The following is a 16,646-nucleotide window of genomic DNA, read 5'->3' on the forward strand; positions in this document are numbered from 1 at the left end:
TAGCCCTCGCGCGCCTCGGTACGCTCGCCAGGCGCGGCCTTGAGACACTCCTGCATCTGCGCCTCCAGCGCCTGCTGCACCGTCTCGTGCACCAGCGCCCGCAGCAGATCCCGATCCTCGCCAAGTAATGCTTCCAGCGCCTCGCCGCTCGCAGTAGCCTTTCGAGTGTGAGTGGCCATGGCTTCGCCCTCCCAAGGGGATTCAGGTGGTCGGTCAACCAACCCGAATACCATGGCCGCTCACCTCGCTCTAGCTTGTGCACATAATTCCGCACACTACTCTGTCCGGGTGATCCCTCGGGGCAGCCGAGCGAACGCGTATGGGCAAAGGGGGGCGGACCGAATGCCGGACTCATTGCCGGAGTGTCGGCAACGCAGCGCTAGCGCCGCTTCTACCCGTTGTGGTGCTTGCAAGAGTAAGGGCCCGGTAAGGCCGGGGGTCTAGAAACGTAAACTCACCCCTTGCTTGTTCGGAGACGTCATGCCCTTTAAAGACCGTTGCATTCCCGCGAGCCCCCTGTGCCGTGTCCTGTTCGCCGCGCTGATCACGGTGTCGTTCGGTGCCGGGGCCGCGTCGCCCGTTACGTTTGTCGCCCGGCAGGCCGTGGATGGTGACGTGTTCGGTACCACCGTCGCCATCGACGACGGCCGGGTCGCGGTGGGTGCGTCCTCGACGGACCTTGAGCGGGACGACGTCGGCGCGGTCTACCTGTTCGACCGCACCGGGGGTGGCATTGCGCCGGCCGCGATGCTCCAGGCGTCCGACGGCGAGCTCGCGGACGGGTTCGGCGCGTCTGTCGCGGTCAGTGGCGACACGGTCCTTGTCGGGGCGCCGGGCGTGGTGCTCTCCGAGCTTAACGAGGGGGCAGCGTATCTCTTCGAACGCAAAGGCGGGGCGTGGACCCCGGTCGCGAAGCTGCGGCGCGATACGGTCGGGAAGAACGACATGGCCGGCGTTGCCGTGGCCCTGGATGGTGGTGTCGCGGCCATCGGTGCCCCGGGGGCGGACGTCGTCGGCGAGGACTCGGGCGTGGTACTGGTCTACGAACGCGGGGAGGGCGGCTGGACGAAAACCGCGTCCCTGACGCCGAAGTCCGCCGGGGAGCGCTTCGGTTCCGCCGTCGCCGTGGACGGCGACCGTATCCTGGTGGGGGCCAGCGGTGACGTGCCGGCGAAGGAGACGACGGGCAGCGCCTACGTCTTCGAGCGCCGGGATAGCGGCTGGGAGCAGGCCGCAAGGCTGACGCCGTCGGACGGCGGCGGTGGCGACGGCTTCGGTGACGCCGTGGCGCTGGCCGGTGACCGGGCGCTGGTCGGTGCACGCTTTGCCGATCTCGACGGCAGCGACGAGGGGGCCGCGTACGTCTTCGGGCGCACGGGTGAAGGCTGGAGCGAGATCGCGAAGCTGACCGCACCGGAACCGGCGGATCGCGACCAGTTCGGGCACGCGGTCGCGCTGACGGGGGATGTGGCGGTGGTGGGCGCGCCGCGTGTCGACGAGCCCGGGCGGGACAGCGGTGCCATCTGGACGTTTGCTCCGGGCGACGACGGGTGGCGCCTGAGCACCCGGCTGTCGCCGTCGGCGCCGGACACCTATGACGAGTTCGGCTCCGCCGTTGCGGCCGGCCAGGGTGCCGTCGTCGTCGGTGCACCGCAGGACATCCCGGCGGATGCCGACGGTGAGGTCGTTACCGGCACGGCGACGCTGTTTCCGGCAGTGCACTAGCTCCGAGGCGATTTGCCGGCAGGAAACGCGCTGCGGCATGCGTGTCGCAGTGCGTCGGGAATAGCCTGCAAGGCACTGGATATAAAGGGCTCCATATGCCCTTCGCAAATGGGTCTGTCGCCCCGTATCGCCCGTACGAGCCGTAGGGCGGCGATCACGGCGTGTTGTCGGCGCGACTGCGTCGTACCGGCCAGACCTCCAGCACACCCGCGCACAGCACCAGGGCGCCACCGGCGATCTCCTGCGCCCCCAGCAGCTCGCCGGCGATCAGCGCCGCCGAGATCAGGCCGACCAGCACCTCCGACATCAGCAGGATGCCCACCCGGGCGGGCTCCAGCCGGGCCGCCGCCCACATCAGGCAGGCCATCGACAGCCCCCACCAGATGCCGCCGGTGACGAGGGCCCAGCCGAGCGCGGGGGCCGCGGCGCTCGCCGACAGTCGCGGCAGGGGCGCAAGGGCCGGTGCGAGAACGGCGGCACCGATACAGGCGCCGAGGGCGAAGACGAAGGCAGACTTGCCCGGTGCCACCGCCGGGCGGGAGCGGATCCCCGTGGTGGCGATGGCCCAGAGCAGCCCGGAGGTCAGCCCGAGCCAGTCGCCGAGGCCGTGCGGGAGCGGGACGGCACCGTCTGCACCCAGCACGAGGGCTAGTCCGGCCAGACCCACGACGATGGCGACGAGGCGCGGCCATGGTGTCGGCCAGCCCATGACGTAGCGGCCGATCAGGGTGCTCCAGACCGGCGTGAGGAAGAACAGCAGGACCACGATGGCCACGCGTCCGTAGACCAGGCCGGCCGAGTAGAGGACGAAGGCGAAACCGCCCAGGGCAACCCACACCAGGGCCGCGCGGCTGGACGGTACGGATTGGTGCGAGGTTCGCACGGCGAACGGTAGCAGCAGGAGGGCGGCCACAGCGACGATCGCCAGCGTGCCCCAGGCGCCCGACAGGCCGAGCTCGGAGAGCCGCCGCACCGGCAGCCAGTAGAAGCCCCACAGGCATCCGGTACCGACGACGAATAGCGTGGCCAGGGTGGTGTTGTGGTCGTTGCGCATCCAGCTAAGAGGGTGGGGATTGGCGCCCTACCTTAGCATCGGGCGAATTGCCCGGTATTGGCTGCGGCGCGTGACCTACCGGAATGTGCAGCCTTCGGCCGCGGGCACGCGACGTTCCTGCGCTCGCGACGCCGCGGAGACGTCGCACACCTGTCGGTGCACGACCTACGGGATGGGGGGGGGTGGGTGCCATGGTGGTCGGTCGTGCGCGGCCGTCGGCCGTGTGTCACATCCTTGCCGGGGGCGCCCGCGGGATATCGCGCGTGGCGGGCGCGCGAGCTGCCGGGGTCAGCTACACGCCCGGCCGGGCGGTCATGCCGTCCCTTACGTTGGCGGCTCCTGGCTGGCAATACGTTCCGGGCCTGCGGCGGTCGCCACTGCATGACCGGTCCAGCACACATTTGGGGAGAATGCCGGCTGCCCTGTGCAGCCGACCTGCAGCGGACCACGTTGCAGACGGTGGGCGTAACGGACGGGGCGGTCCCAGACGCGGTATGTGCGCCGGCCATTGTGCGTGGGTCTTCCGTTGCGGTGATGGCCGGCGACGCGCCGGTAACGCCGGTGTATGGCATGCGGGACCGTGCCCCGTGTATCCTCCCCGCGATGCATTCCCGAGGCATGGCCCCATGCAGCGTGTTCGCCCCTGGAGCGCGCCGGTGCAATGGCCTCACGCATATCGGATATCGCTTTCAGGGAAGAACAATGTCTCGTGTTATTTCGGCATCCCTGATCGGTGCGTTTGCCGCCGTTCTCTCTTGCGTCGCGCAGTCCGCGATCGTCCACTGGCCCACCCTGTGCAACTGGCAGAGCGATCGCCTGAGCTGTTTCGGGACCTTCCACGAGGGACTGGCGCGCGCACCGATCGGAGACCTCGGTGCGCGGCGGCCGACCATCGGCTACATCGACAAGTCCGGCTCGATGGTGATCGAGCCGCGGTTCGACGATGCGACGGATTTCGCCAACGGCCTGGCCGCTGTCTCCCGCGACGGCGAATGGGGATACATCGACGTCCGGGGCGAATGGGTCATTCCGCCGCAGTTCGAGGATGCCAACCCGTTCGGCGCCGGCGGTGCGGCGATGGTCAGGGTGGAGGGCCGTTTCACGCTCATCGACCGTACCGGCGCGACTATCAGACGCCTGCCGGACGGTGCGTTCTATCGGGCGCCGTTCCGTCAGGCCGAAATGGCGCTGTTTCCGGTCAGGGTGCCGGTGCCGCCGAAGGTCTGGCGCGCCACGAACGGCGGGGCGGTGACGTTGCCCGGGGACACGCTCTCCGTGTCCGTCAGCGCTGATGCACCGGAGGCACTCGCCGTTCTGGTCAGGCTGTCGCCGGAGCGGGTGCGCTGGGGACTGTACGATGCCCGGGGCGGGTGGCGTCTCTCCCCGGAGATGCTGGACGCAACGGCCGAGCCGGTGACCGATGGCGAGCTGACGGCGATCAGGGGCGACGAGACGTGGCGGCTGTACGACAACCAGGGCCGGCTGCTTGGTGAACGTAACTATCGCACATTCAAGCCGGTGCTTACCGGTACCTGGGTCGCTGAAGATGACGACGGCGAACGGTGGCTGGTGGACGCGGCCGGCAACGAGATCGAGACGCTCGAGCGCTATGCCTCGCCCTACGTTGAACGTGACGGATTCGCCGTATACGAACTCGAGGATGCCGTCGTCATCGCCCGCCGCAACGGCGAGACGGTTCGCGTAGCCGCACCCGGGCTCAAAACGCTTTATTTTCGCGACGGCATACTCTGGCTCTATGACGAGACACGCGATGTCATGGACATCCGGGACCTCGCGGGCGAGTCCGTCATTGACGAGGAAACCCGGCAGCGCCTGAAGGATTACCGGGTCGATCTGTTCACGCTGCCGGCGGATGTGGAGGAGGGCGATACCGACCGGTCTCTCCCCCTCGCCGCGCTGAGACCGCGCGATGGCGGGCAGCCGTTGGCGGTCCTGAGCGCCGACGGGCGCATCGTCAGCAATGAAGACTGGGACACGTTCACGGATACCGATGACGTGCTCGCGCCGGCGCTGGTTAAAACCCGGGGTGGCCGGATCGGTGCCATCGATGCCAGCGGGGACTGGGTGATCCCGCCCGATTATGCCGACATGGTGGCGTTCTCCGATGTCTATACCCTGGCACAGTCCACCGCCGGCGGGCGTGTGGTGATCCTCGACCGGGACGGCAATCGCTATCCGCTGCGTCCCCATATCTTCGAGCACAACCACGGGTTCAACGGTGGTCTGCTCGAGTTCAGCGAGCGCTCGTCGCAGGGCGGCGCCCGATGGGGGCTCTGGAGCGTGACCGAAGGCGCGGTAGCGGCCCAGCCCAAGTTCACGTCCATATCCGGGTTCGTGGACGGCTACGCGCCTGCCGCGGTGCGAACCGATGCCGGCGATGATCGTTGGGGGATCATCGACCGGCAGGGCGAATGGGTCGTCGAGCCGCTGCACGACGACCGTTCGCCGCCGGAGCGTATCGCCCCGGGGATCTACGAGATCAAACGCCGCGCCGTTGAGGGCGACCCCCGTAGTGACCGGCATTACCAGCTCGTCTCGACCGAGGCCGGCGAACCGATCACCGGGCTACTGTTCGAGTCTGCGGAAGTCGTGGGGCCGCAGCGTTTCCTGGTCCAGCCCATCAATGGTGGTGTCTGGCTCATCGATCGCACGGGTGACGCGCTCGCCATCGCCGAGGGCCGGGTCAAGCGTTTCGAGAGCAACGGGACGCTAGCGCTCACGCTCTTCGAGGACGGCGACGGCGCCCTCGACAGCGACGGGGAGTGGCGGGTCGAACCGGTCTACGCGGCCTCGCTGGACTTCGTGCCACCGCTGATGCAGGCACGGGTCTATGACGGCCGGGAGACCGTCGTGGTGGACGACGAAGGGAACGTCCGGGCGGACGACAACCTGACGCCCGTCCCCGGGATGAGGCGCTATGCCCTGAACCTGGAGGGGGACGACGCGACGGCGCTGGTCAACGCCGAAGGCGACGAGCTGACGCGGATTCCGGGGCAGCGTGCCTTCGATACGGCCTCCGGGGCGAACGGCCTGGTCGCCTGGCGGGAGGACGGCTCGGATCTCTACGGGTTCATGAACGCGCAGGGCGAGAAGGTCACCGGTGCCTATTTCACCAAACTGGGTGCCATGCGCGGGGACCGGGCGGCGTTCCAGCGCCGAAAGATATCGGGCGAACTTATCGGCTTCATCAGCCGGGACGGCGGGATCGCCATCCCCGCGGCCTACAAGCGGGTGTCGACCTTCAGCGAGTCGCGGGCGCTGGTTTCCGGTAAGGAGGGCGGTCTGTTCTTCATCGATCCCCAGGGCCGGAAAACGGTCGGTTTCGGTGTCCTCTGCAACCGGATCGTGGTCACCGATCCCGAGGACGAAGTGATCTGGCCGACGGAGCTCGACGAGGCCACGTTCCCCTGTCTCGCAGAGGATCCCCGGAAGGATGACGGTTCGCAGAACAAGGAAGGCACCTCGTGAGGAAACAGGGAACGCTCCACTGCCTGGTACCGCTCTCGATTGCCGCCACCGTGGCGGCCGTGATGCCCGCAGGTGCGGTGGCCCGGGACACGGATCGCTGCCTTACGTCGAAATACGTGCAGCCATTCGGTGACTACCAGCTGATTGCCTACCGCCGGAACCGCGGCAGCACCTGCCTCTACGAGCTGCACGAGGGCCTGGCCGCGCTGCGGCTGCCCGCCGAGGGGGTCGATATCGACGATGTCGCCGCCGTCGACGGCTTCGCCGAGTATCGCTGGGGATTCATCGATACAGCGGGCGCACTGGCAATCCCGCCGCGGTTCGAGGATGTCACCGATTTCCACGGCGGACTGGCCGGCGCCTACGACGGCGAGCAGTGGGGCTATATCGATCGCCGGGGCGAATGGGCCATCGAACCACAGTTCGAGGACGTTCGGGCTTTCCGGGATAACGGTATCGCGGCCGCTGTCCGTGACGGCGAGTGGGTGCTCATCGACCGTTCGGGGGCAGCCCTCAACGTCGAGTTGCACGATCATGTGAACCAAATCCGTGTCGGCGACGGTACCCCCGTGCGGGTCGAGGTCGAGTACGGAGCCACCTACGAGAACGCCGATGGAGAGACGCTCGCCGTACCCGAGGGGATCACCCTGGTCGAGCCGTTCGGGTCGGCGGGGCTGTTCATCGCACGCCGCGATCGCCGGTACGGACTCATCGACCGGGATCTGGAATGGCAGATCAAACCGGATTACAGGGATATCAGCGCGCCGTCGGAGTCCGGGGCGGCGGCCTTGGCTGCGGGCGGTCCCGAGGGCGATGCACTGATTCGCCAGGATGGCAGCGCTGTGGGGAAGGACGGCGCAGCCGTGCGGCGTAGGGACGATTTCTGGCGCGTTACGTGGCCTGACGGCCGTAATGCCGTCTTCGATCTCCAGGGCGAACGAATCGCCGAATTCGGTGGGGAGGCTGACAGTCGCGTCAGGGCAATGGGTTCCTTCCTGGTCGATTCGGGGGGCGACAGCACGAAGGTCATCGGACCGGCGTTCGACGAGCCGGTCGTGCTCGCCTCCGGGCTCACTCCCAAACCGGTTCGTTCCGCCGGCCTGTTGGTGGTGTTCGACGGCGAGACGCTGGCGGGCGTGATTCTCGGATCCGGCACCTATCTCACCGGCGAGGACAGCAAGGACGGCCGCGACTGGTTCGGGCAGATCGCCTACGCCGAGCGTCACGGCGCGTGGACGTGGTTCCGCGACCGGGACAAGGCGCTAATCCAGATCGTCGATCCGCACGGGCGTCCCCTGCTCGACGAGGCCACGCGCAAACGCCTCGGCAACCACCATATCGAGCCCCTGGAAACGGCGGAGGGCGGGGCCGGGGACAATCCGGCCGCGATTGCGTTGATCAGCGAGAGCCGGTACTGCCACTGCGGGCCCGGTGCCGGCATGTTGATGTCCGACGGCCAGCTCGAATTCCACGAAGACTGGCAAAAGGTCGAGTCGCTCGATATCCGCGGGCCCGTGCGTGGGCGGCGCTTCGCGTTTCACACCGACGAAGGCGTCGGCATCCTCGACGGGCAGGGTTCGGTCGTCCTCGCCGCGGAGCAGGAGCATATCGACGACTTCCACCACGGCAATGCCCTGGTGTACGGAGATGGCGTGACCCGGGTCGTGGACCGCTCGGGGCAGCTCTTCGACATACCCAACGGCTTCGGCATGTCGGTGGTCGCCCCCGGAATCATGCGTTATCGCAGGAGCGCCGCGGCGGAGGCGCTGTTCAGTCTCTACGACCTCACCTCGCAGCAACCGATCACCAAACCCCGGTTCCAGGACGTGGGGGATTTTCACGACGGTCAGGCCACGGCGGTCTCGCCGGAAGGGAAGACCGGTGTGATCGACAGGGCCGGCGAGTGGGTGCTGGCGCCGGCGTATGCCGCGGTTGAGCCGGTCAACGGCCAGCTGTGGATCGTTCAGCGGCGCCGTGGGAGCGACCCGTTCGAGGACATCCCCCGAGCGCTGGTCGACGCCGACGGCGAGACGATCGTTCCCTATACGGAAGGTCTGCTTTCCGCGACGGTGCTCGACAACCGCAGTGTCGAGGTCCGGGCACACGGTCCGGTCGGTGTCCACAAGTTGCTGAGTCCGTCCGGGGAGGTGCTTCTCGATGGCCACGAGGCGACGTTCACCGTCATGGGCGACTTGCTGAGGCTGCGGCGTCGCCCCTCCATCGGCTATCTCGGCGACGATCTCGAATGGGCCGTTGCCCTCGAACCCGGCACGGGCAGTGTCTTCCACGCCGATCCGCAACGGGCGTTGCGTTCAACCGGCGAAAGGGCAGAGATCCTCGATGCCAAAGGTAGGGTCGTGGCGACCCTGCCGGACGGCGAATGGCGCTGGCCGACCGCTGCGTCCCGCATCATAGGGCGTGTGTACGAGGACGGGGTGACGAAAACGAAATACGCCGATCCGAGCGGCGAGATCACCCTCATCGTTGACGGCAAGGCCGGCGTATTTCGTGGCGATACCGCGCTGGTGAGCCGAACCGATGGTCAGGACGGGTTCTGGGTAGACGCCTCGGGGGAACGCCGGGAGATCCCGGGACGCTATACGGACCTCGGGCTGCCCGCCGACAATGGCCTGGCCTACGCGGCCAGCGGCGGCCGTTACGGCTTCGTCGACGGGGACGGACGGTACGTCATACCGCCGGTCTACGATCTGGTAACGCCTTTCCAGGACGGGCGCGCCATCGCCACGACGGAGCGCAGCGCGATGATGATCGACCGCCAGGGCCGGCCCATCGCCCGAGTGGCGAGTGAATGCGGCGTCAGGGTGCTTTACGGCCCCGACAACGAGCGTGTCTGGCCGGAGCGTCTGCCCCAGCGCTGCCGGCACTGATCCAATGCAATGGTAACGGCCCCGGCGCATACCGTGTGCCGGGGCCGTGCCGTGAGCCGGCGGGGCCCCGCGGTGCCCGCCGCCGTCCGCTCCAGAAATTCGGGCGAGTAGGTTGACTGCTTACGGCAGCCAACATCCGGCCTTGCGGCACCGGCACTGTCGGCTGCCAGGAGCGGCCGACCTACGGCGGAGGCGCGCCGAGGGGCACCGGTGGTGTCCCCGGCGCATCAGCGCACCGCGGCAGCCCCCTCCCGCTCGAGAAATTCGGGCGAGTAGGTTGGCTGCTTACGGCAGCCAACATCCGGCCTTGCGGCACCGGCACTGTCGGCTGCCAGGAGCGGCCGACCTACGGCGGAGGCGCGCCGAGGGGCACCGGTGGTGTCCCCGGCGCATCAGCGCACCGCGGCAAGCCCCTCCCGCTCCAGGCGTTCGAGCTGGGCGTCTTCCTCGGCCGTCAGCACGATCCCGTCCGTCTCGGCGGTCTCGCGTGCCGCGAAACGCCGCTGGGAGGGGAGGCGGGCGCCCTGTCCGACGATCGCGTCGAACAGCATCTCCGCCCGGGCCTCCGGCGAGCCCTCGCGGCCCGCGGCGAAGCGTGCCGGGTCGAAGGCCAGGATCAGCTCGCCGTGGCTCGGAGAGAGCGAGGTGTCGCCCAGCCAGTCCAGGGCCTCCCGGCTGGTGAGATCGCCGATCATCGCGCCGGCCAGCAGCTCGATCATGGTCGAGATCGCCGAGCCCTTGTGACCGCCGAAGGGCAGCATGGCCCCGGCGAGGGCCTCCTCCGGGTTATCGGTGGGACTGCCGTCCGGCCCGAGCGCCCAGCCAGCCGGGAGCGTCTCGCCGGCGCGGCGGCGCAGCTCTATCTCGCCGCGGGCCGCCACGCTGGTAGCGAAGTCGAAGACGAAGGGATGGCCGCGCCGCGGCCACCCGAATGCCAGGGGGTTCGTGCCCAGCAGCGGCTCACGTCCGCCGACCGGGGCGACGGTCGCATAGCTCGGGCACATCGCCAGCGCGGCGAGACCGTGTTCGGTGATCGCCTCGATCTCGGGCCAGAGGGCGGCGAAGTGGGTGCAGTCGTTGATGACCATCGCGGCGACGCCCAGCGTGCGTGTCCGCTCCACGAGCTTCGGCAGTCCGGCCTCGAAGGCGGCGTTGGAGAAGCCGCCCGCGGCATTCACGCGGACGATGGCGCTGTCGTCGGCGGAGACGACGGGCACCGCGTCCGCTACTACCTTGCCCCGCTTGAGCGTGCGCAGGCAGCCCTCGACGCGGTAGATGCCGTGCGATTTGCAGCCGTCGCGTTCGCCAGCCACCAGCACACGGCTCAATGCGTCGGCGTGATCGGCGCTGAAGCCTGCGCCGCGAAAGATCGCCTCGACCCTGGCGGTCAGCTCCGGAATCGAGGTCACCTGTTGCCCGTCCATCAGGGGTCTCCTTCAGGGTTAATTGGATATTTTATCCAATCTAATGTGCCCGCTGTAGTGGCAAGGCACAAGCACACATCCCTGAGTGTCACGCCGGAGGCCTCGTCAACGGCGCGTTGGAAACGGGTGGCGGCGACGTGGGATCCTGTGCCGAATGCTCACGCCGTTCGCGCTGACGGCTATTCCAGCCGGGACATCGGTCACCATGCTTTCCGGACCACTGCTCGACAGACGCTACCGCCATCTCTTCGCGGCCCAGGTTACCGCCCTGCGGGCACAGGGCTGACGACGATCGCACTCGCGCTCCTCCGTGATCGATCTCCATCACCGGGAATGGGCCGCGGCGGCGGGGCCCCGTCGCCTCGTGACACTGCCAGGGCTGGTCAGTCGAGCGATATCACCTGGTTGCGGCCGGAGCGTTTGGCCTGCAGAAGCGACTCGTCGGCCCGTTCGGTGAGGTCATGCAGCCGGGAGTCCGCTTTCGATGACCCTGTCACGCCGATGCTGACGGTGACGCCGCATTCCCGCTCGACCGCGTTGCGGATGCGCTCGGCGACGTGCCCGGCGTCGCCGGTATCCGTACCGGGCAGCGCCACGATGAACTCGTCGCCACCGTAACGGCCGAGCAGATCGACCTGGCGAAGGTGGCTGCGCAGGGTGGTGGTCACCTGCCTGAGGCGTTCATCGCCGGCGGTGTGACCCTGCTTGTCGTTGACCGTTTTGAAGTCGTCCAGATCCACCATAAGGAGCGTCAGCGGATGATTGTGGCGTCTGGCGTTCTGGAGTTCGTGCTCGACGAGTAGCTCGAGACTGCGCCGGTTGTGCGCGCCGGTAAGGTGGTCGCGGGTCGCAAGGTGCTCCAGCTCCGAGTTCAGCGTGTTCAGGCGGTCGATGGCCTGCCGAAGCTCGGCGGTACGCTCTTCCACGCGGGCTTCCAGTGCCTGGTTCTGGCGCTCCAGTTCCTGATGCGCGAGGCGCAGCTGCGTGATGTTCTGCGAGATGCCGAAGAGATGGCTGATCCGGCCGGCGCCGTCACGCAGCGGCACCAGCAACGTCAGCCAGCTCCCGTTGCGCTGTACGCCGGACGGATCGAAATAGGTGACGTCGCTCTCCTCGTAGCGGATCGGCTCCGCGCGTTCCAGGCACTCCCGGTAGTTGCCGATGACCCGCTCGGCGGTCGCATCGGGCAGGAACTCGCGAAGCGATTTGCCTTCGCACCAGGCACCGAGCGTGGTGGCTTCCGCCGGATTGATCGCCTCGATCACGAAGTCGTCGGTGGCCTCCATCACTCGGATGAGGAACATGTTTTCCGGGAAATTCTCCCAGACAGCCTGGAACAGCGAGGCGTCCCCGGGTTGCCTGAGCTGCAGAAGGCGATCGATGGGCGTCTCCGCCATATGCAAGACCCTGTTCCGAATGTGCCGCACGTGTTGGTGTTGGGCTGAGGATACATCAGGTCCCTGATCGAGTGAGCGTCGTCGCGGTCGCAGCGGAACTGCCTTGTGTGATGCCCGTTTGCGGCCGGGCCGGGCGAGTAGGGCAGGTTGGTAATCCGGATACCGACGGGGGATCGACGGGGCCACGGAGGCGTTCATGACAACCGCGGAGGCGCGTGATCGCACTCCCCCGACGTCCAGGAGGCCCACAGGTGGTAGGCTCGAGGGGGTGGGAAATGCGTCGTCCGCGTCTGCAGCCCCGTGGGCGCACGCGTACACGCACGCGGCACTGAGTGGGGGATCACATGGCATCACTCCTCGAGGCGATCGGATCGGCCGCTTACCTGGCTGCGGCCATGGGCTGGGAGGTGCTGTGGGGGCTGGTTCTCGGCTTCCTGCTGTCAGCAGCGGTGGACGTCTTGGTGTCCAAGGCCGAGCTCCAGCGCATGCTCCCGGACGACTCCGCCCGCTCGGTGACCCGCGCCTCCGTCGTTGGCGCCGCATCGTCGTCCTGCTCGTACGCCGCCGTCGCGATCGCCCGGTCCATCTTCCGCAAGGGCGGTGACTTCACCGCCGCGATGGCCTTCCAGTTCGCCTCGACGAACCTCGTCATCGAGCTCGGCGTGTTGCTGGTCGTGCTCATGGGCTGGAGCTTCGGCGCGGCGGAGTTCATCGGCGGCCCCATCATGATCGCGCTGCTCGTGCTCATGTTCCGCAGGCTCCTTCGTCCATCCCTGGTGGACGAGGCCCGCCGCCAGGCGAAGAAGGGCCTTAGCGGGAGCATGGAGGGCCACGCCGGCATGGCCACCATGGCGAAGGAGGGCACCTGGCGCGAACGTCTCACCTCGGCCGAGGGGTGGACCGCGATCAGCCACTACTTCGTGATGAACTGGTCGATGCTCTGGAAGGACATCGGCGTCGGCCTCGTGGTATCGGGCACGCTGGGCGCGCTGGTGCCGGACGCCTTCTGGCATGCCGCGTTCTTCACCGACGACCCGGTGCTCTCCACGCTGTGGGGGCCCATCATCGGGCCGCTCATCGCGGTGGCGTCGTTCACCTGTTCCATCGGCAACGTGCCCCTCGCCGCCGTGCTCTGGAACGGGGGCATCAGCTTCGGCGGCGTGGTCGCGTTCATCTTCGGCGACCTGATCATACTGCCGATCCTCAACATCTACCGGAAATACTATGGCCTGCGGATGGCCGTGTTCCTGGCGGTGGTGTTCTATGTCGCCATGGTGATCTCGGCGATCGCCGTGGAGCTGCTGTTCGGCGGCATCGGGTGGATCCCCGCGGAGCGAAACGCCAATGTGGGCACCGCCGCGTTCTCGCTTAACTACACGACGGTCCTGAACGTCATCGCGCTAGTTGTCGCGGGCGGGCTGTATCTGCGCTACCGCCACACCGGCGGCCCGGAAATGATGCGTGCGATGGAGCAGGGCGGCGAGCATGATCACCACCATGCGCACGGGCACTGACGGGGCGGGGGGACACCCGGCGCTGTCGGTCAGGTGGTCGACTGCCGCAATGCGTGTGTTCAGATTCGGGGCGCCGTTTCCGTGAATTCCCGGGCAGCCCGCCCCGTTGCCCAGGGATGTCTGGTTTTCACTGCGCGGATCTGAGTGCGTCAACCACGCGTTCACCCATCGAAGTGGCCGCTTCGGCGCTATCGAATTCCACGGAGAGGGTCTTGCCGTTATCGAGCATCAGGCCGACCTCGTGCCCGGAGCGGCTGGTCACCCTCACGCTCGCGATGTGCGCCGGGCTGATAGCGGTGAAATCACCTTCATTCGCATTCGGGCTGTGGTAGTAAACCATCCCCTCGTCAACCTCCAATGACCCGCCGCTGGCCGCAAGCGTGGCTACCGGGATAGCGGTGAGCGCAATTGAAGCGGCAAGCGCGAATTGATACGTCATAGATTCAGCCTTCTTATTTGTCAGAGGGATCGCCTCGGGAGGCTCATCATAGCAGGCCGTTAAACGGCAGCGATCGAATCCCGGATGCGTGCACCGCCTTCCGGATGGAGCCGATGTGGGGCCCTGGCGCCAGTTCTTGAGCGCCGAAGTGCTGAGTCGTCATGGTGGCAGTAGAGCTGGCAACAGCGCCTGGGCATCCTGAGGGACCTGTCAGCGGGGGCTGGCACGCCGCGCCCACTGGCGACAGCGAAGGCCGGGCAGCGTTTCGTCTGCTACGGTTTCCGGAGTATCGGCGAAGGGACCTCCCGTGCGCGCTCACTCAACTTGTAAGCCAGGAGACCATCGACATGGCTGAGCGACCGGACGCAGTGGTTTTCGATGTCCTGGAAACATTGCTCAACCTTGATCCGCTGGCGGCGCGACTGGAGGAGGTGGGCCAGCCGGCGACCGTGCTGGATCGATGGTTCATGCGATTCCAACGCGATGCCATGGCGCTGACGCTCGCCGGCGACGAGGCGCCCTTCGAGCCGGTCGCGCGTCAGGCGCTGCGCACCGAGACGCAACACACGCTCGGTGAAGATGGTATCGATTACGTACTTGCCGGGTTTTCCTCGCTGCCGACCTTCGACGACGCCGCCCCGGCGCTACGGACCCTCTCTCAGGCAGGGGTCACCGTCGGTTGCCTGACCGTCGGCGGTCCCGACAATACCCGGCGCTTCCTCGAGGGAGCCGGACTTTCCGAGTACGTTGACCACGTCATCACCGCGCAGGCGGCAGGCGTGTGGAAGCCTCATCCCGAGATCTACCGTTTCACCGCGAAACAGATCCAGACACCGCTTGAGCGTATGGCCCTGGTCGCAGTGCACGCGTGGGATTGCCATGGCGCCAAACGGGCCGGTGCGCTCGCCGGCTGGTGTGCCCGTCTGGAAATCCAGCGGGGAGACGTGTTCCTGCCCCCTGACGTCATGGGGCAAAGCCTCGACGAGGTGGCAGACAAGCTGCTCACGTTGCACTAACCAGCCTACACGTCCAATACGGCGCAGATTGGCCTCCGGGAATGCGGGGGACGCTCAGCGGGGCAGGGTGGCGCACACGGCCGCCACGCAGCTGGACGCATTCCCGTGGGCCTTGCGTCGTATCGAGAAGTTCGAGCGTCGGCGGCGGTCATGCTTGGTGAGCCCGCGCCTTCGAAAGTCGGCGGGGGCTGCAGGGGAGGAAGGCTCAGCGAGCGAAGGGGCACGAGGGCGATGCGCGGTGATTCACTGTACGGTGGTGCCCACTGAACGCACGCAATTGCGTTGGTCCTTTTTGGCCTGGTACATAGCGGTATCCGCCGCCTTGAGAAGCTGTTGATGATCGGCGTATTCATGGTTCTCAATGGCGGCAACGCCGATACTCACGGTCACCGTTCCCAGCGGCGTCTTGTCGTTCTTAATAGCGAGGGCTTCCACGGATCGGCGGATGTTTTCCGCCATAATCAGGGCGCCCGCCAGATCGGTGTCTGAAGTTAACCCGCTTCGGTGGACGGTTTCAGACTTTCGGGGGGATCTTCCGGTTGTTGAGCCTCCTCTCGTAGTTAAGGGGTGAGTGGTAGCCGATGGCGGAGTGGCGCCGGTGTGAGTTGTACCAGCCCTCGATGAACTCGAATATCGCCGGTCGGGCCTCACCGGGATCGCGGAAACGGTGATGGGCAAGCAGCTCGCACTCGAGGGTGGCAAAGAAGCTCTCCGCCATGGCGTTGTCGTAGCAGTCCCCGACCGAGCCCATCGAGGGGCGCACGCCCGCGGTCCGGCAGCGCTCGCCGAAGGCCAGGGACGTATATTGGCACCCCTGGTCGGAGTGATGTATCACGCCCTCGGGGCGGCGCTGGACGATGGCCATCTCCAGCGCCGCGACGACGAGCTCGGTGCGCAGGTGCGTGGCCATCGCCCAACCCACCACACGGCGGGTGCAGGCATCGAGCACCGCGGCGAGGTACAAAAAGCCCGCCCAGGTTGGGACGTAGGTGATATCGGCGACGTACACCTCATCCGGGCGCTCGGCGGCGAACTCGCGCTCCAGCAGATCCGGTGCCGGGCGTCGTTCGCCCGCGCGCCGGGTGGTCACCGTCCAGCGCCGGCGAGTCTCGCCCACCAGGCCGCGGCGGCGCATCAGTCTTGCGACACGCTTGCGGCCCACACAGCGGCCCTCATCGCGCAGCTTGGCGTGCACCCGCGGCGCCCCGTAGGTGCCCCGCGAGCGCTCATGAATCGCCTCGATGTGAGCGGTGAGCTCCTGGTCGCCGCGCTGGCGCGGCGAGCGGACCCGGGTACGCCACGCATAGTACCCGCTGGGGGAGACGCCCAGCACCCGGCACATCGTGGCAACGCGGTGGAAGGCCCGGTTCACTTCGACGAACTCGAAGACTTCGGTGGCACCGAGTCGGTCTCCCGAGCGAACCAGGCCGCGGCTTTTGACAGGATCTCCCGCTCCTCACGCAGCCGCTTCACCTCTCGGCGCAGGCGCCGCAGCTCCTCCTGCTCGGCGCTGCTCGGCCCATCAGAGCGCCGGCCGCTGTCGCGCTCGGCCTGCGCGACCCAGTTACGGATGGTCTGCGCTGTGGGCTCGAACTCCTGGGCAAGCTCCTCAGGCGTACGCCCGGTGCGCACCAACTCGATCATCTGCTCGCGGAAGGCCGCCGGATATGGGGGTCTGGACTGTGGCATCGTGGACTCCA

Annotated in this window: 10 protein-coding genes and 1 pseudogene; 5 read left to right on the forward strand and 6 right to left on the reverse strand. The window is 67.4% G+C overall.

Annotated elements, in window-relative coordinates; all coding sequences use genetic code 11:
- Nucleotides 1–480: 480 nt before the first annotated feature.
- Nucleotides 481–1,725 carry a hypothetical protein gene (locus C516_RS0116925; protein WP_018719608.1) on the forward strand — a complete coding sequence of 415 codons (1,245 nt, stop codon included), beginning with the start codon at nucleotides 481–483 and terminating at the stop codon, nucleotides 1,723–1,725.
- Between the two features lie 154 nt (nucleotides 1,726–1,879).
- Here C516_RS0116925 and C516_RS0116930 read toward each other — a convergent pair whose 3' ends face one another.
- Nucleotides 1,880–2,779, reverse strand: coding sequence for a DMT family transporter (locus C516_RS0116930; RefSeq protein WP_018719609.1), 900 nt, complete (start codon nucleotides 2,777–2,779; stop codon nucleotides 1,880–1,882).
- Between the two features lie 702 nt (nucleotides 2,780–3,481).
- Here C516_RS0116930 and C516_RS0116935 point away from each other — a divergent pair.
- Together C516_RS0116935 and C516_RS0116940 are read left to right on the forward strand one after the other, a co-directional pair.
- Entirely contained in the window at nucleotides 3,482–6,268 is a 2,787-nt protein-coding gene (locus C516_RS0116935) for a WG repeat-containing protein (RefSeq protein WP_018719610.1), read from the forward strand.
- Nucleotides 6,265–9,156, forward strand: a complete 2,892-nt coding sequence (locus C516_RS0116940) for a WG repeat-containing protein (protein ID WP_018719611.1) — start codon at nucleotides 6,265–6,267, stop codon at nucleotides 9,154–9,156. The genes C516_RS0116935 and C516_RS0116940 overlap by 4 nt, the downstream gene beginning before the upstream one ends.
- Before the next feature lie 392 nt (nucleotides 9,157–9,548).
- On the opposite strand, the gene C516_RS0116945 is transcribed toward C516_RS0116940, so the two are convergent.
- Together C516_RS0116945 and C516_RS0116950 are read right to left on the reverse strand one after the other, a co-directional pair.
- Nucleotides 9,549–10,580 (reverse strand): Ldh family oxidoreductase, encoded by a 1,032-nt coding sequence (locus C516_RS0116945; RefSeq protein WP_018719612.1) that lies wholly within the window; start codon nucleotides 10,578–10,580, stop codon nucleotides 9,549–9,551.
- Nucleotides 10,581–10,963: 383 nt separating this feature from the next.
- Complete coding sequence (locus C516_RS0116950) at nucleotides 10,964–11,977, reverse strand: sensor domain-containing diguanylate cyclase (RefSeq protein ID WP_018719613.1); 1,014 nt, start codon at nucleotides 11,975–11,977, stop codon at nucleotides 10,964–10,966.
- Between the two features lie 344 nt (nucleotides 11,978–12,321).
- Here C516_RS0116950 and C516_RS0116955 point away from each other — a divergent pair, with 344 nt between their 5' ends.
- On the forward strand, nucleotides 12,322–13,491 hold the full coding sequence (locus C516_RS0116955; protein WP_018719614.1) for a permease: 1,170 nt from the start codon (nucleotides 12,322–12,324) through the stop codon (nucleotides 13,489–13,491).
- A 127-nt stretch (nucleotides 13,492–13,618) separates the two neighbouring features.
- On the opposite strand, the gene C516_RS0116960 is transcribed toward C516_RS0116955, so the two are convergent.
- Complete coding sequence (locus tag C516_RS0116960; protein ID WP_018719615.1) at nucleotides 13,619–13,930, reverse strand: hypothetical protein; 312 nt, start codon at nucleotides 13,928–13,930, stop codon at nucleotides 13,619–13,621.
- Between the two features lie 347 nt (nucleotides 13,931–14,277).
- Between C516_RS0116960 and C516_RS0116965 the strand changes: the two genes are divergently transcribed.
- On the forward strand, nucleotides 14,278–14,946 hold the full coding sequence (locus C516_RS0116965) for an HAD-IA family hydrolase (protein WP_018719616.1): 669 nt from the start codon (nucleotides 14,278–14,280) through the stop codon (nucleotides 14,944–14,946).
- A 243-nt stretch (nucleotides 14,947–15,189) separates the two neighbouring features.
- On the opposite strand, the pseudogene C516_RS20920 reads toward C516_RS0116965, so the two are convergent.
- Nucleotides 15,190–15,429 (reverse strand): annotated as a pseudogene (locus tag C516_RS20920) (diguanylate cyclase); the annotation flags it as partial.
- Nucleotides 15,430–15,460: 31 nt separating this feature from the next.
- Nucleotides 15,461–16,635, reverse strand: a protein-coding gene (locus C516_RS0116970) for an IS3 family transposase (RefSeq protein WP_371807601.1) whose coding sequence is annotated in 2 segments (ribosomal slippage) — nucleotides 15,461–16,377 and nucleotides 16,377–16,635 — 1,176 coding nt in all. Because the reading frame shifts where the segments join, the coding sequence is not laid out codon by codon here.
- Nucleotides 16,636–16,646: the final 11 nt, after the last annotated feature.

The organism is Arhodomonas aquaeolei DSM 8974, from assembly GCF_000374645.1.
GTDB classification, from domain to species: domain Bacteria; phylum Pseudomonadota; class Gammaproteobacteria; order Nitrococcales; family Nitrococcaceae; genus Arhodomonas; species Arhodomonas aquaeolei.

Bases quoted from the DNA above. Each gene is read 5' to 3' on its own strand.
- C516_RS0116925 (WP_018719608.1), top strand. From the start codon at position 481: ATGCCCTTTAAAGACCGTTGCATTCCCGCGAGCCCCCTGTGCCGTGTC.
- C516_RS0116930 (WP_018719609.1), bottom strand. From the start codon at position 2,779: ATGCGCAACGACCACAACACCACCCTGGCCACGCTATTCGTCGTCGGT.
- C516_RS0116935 (WP_018719610.1), top strand. From the start codon at position 3,482: ATGTCTCGTGTTATTTCGGCATCCCTGATCGGTGCGTTTGCCGCCGTT.
- C516_RS0116945 (WP_018719612.1), bottom strand. From the start codon at position 10,580: ATGGACGGGCAACAGGTGACCTCGATTCCGGAGCTGACCGCCAGGGTC.
- C516_RS0116950 (WP_018719613.1), bottom strand. From the start codon at position 11,977: ATGGCGGAGACGCCCATCGATCGCCTTCTGCAGCTCAGGCAACCCGGG.
- C516_RS0116955 (WP_018719614.1), top strand. From the start codon at position 12,322: ATGGCATCACTCCTCGAGGCGATCGGATCGGCCGCTTACCTGGCTGCG.
- C516_RS0116960 (WP_018719615.1), bottom strand. From the start codon at position 13,930: ATGACGTATCAATTCGCGCTTGCCGCTTCAATTGCGCTCACCGCTATC.
- C516_RS0116965 (WP_018719616.1), top strand. From the start codon at position 14,278: ATGGCTGAGCGACCGGACGCAGTGGTTTTCGATGTCCTGGAAACATTG.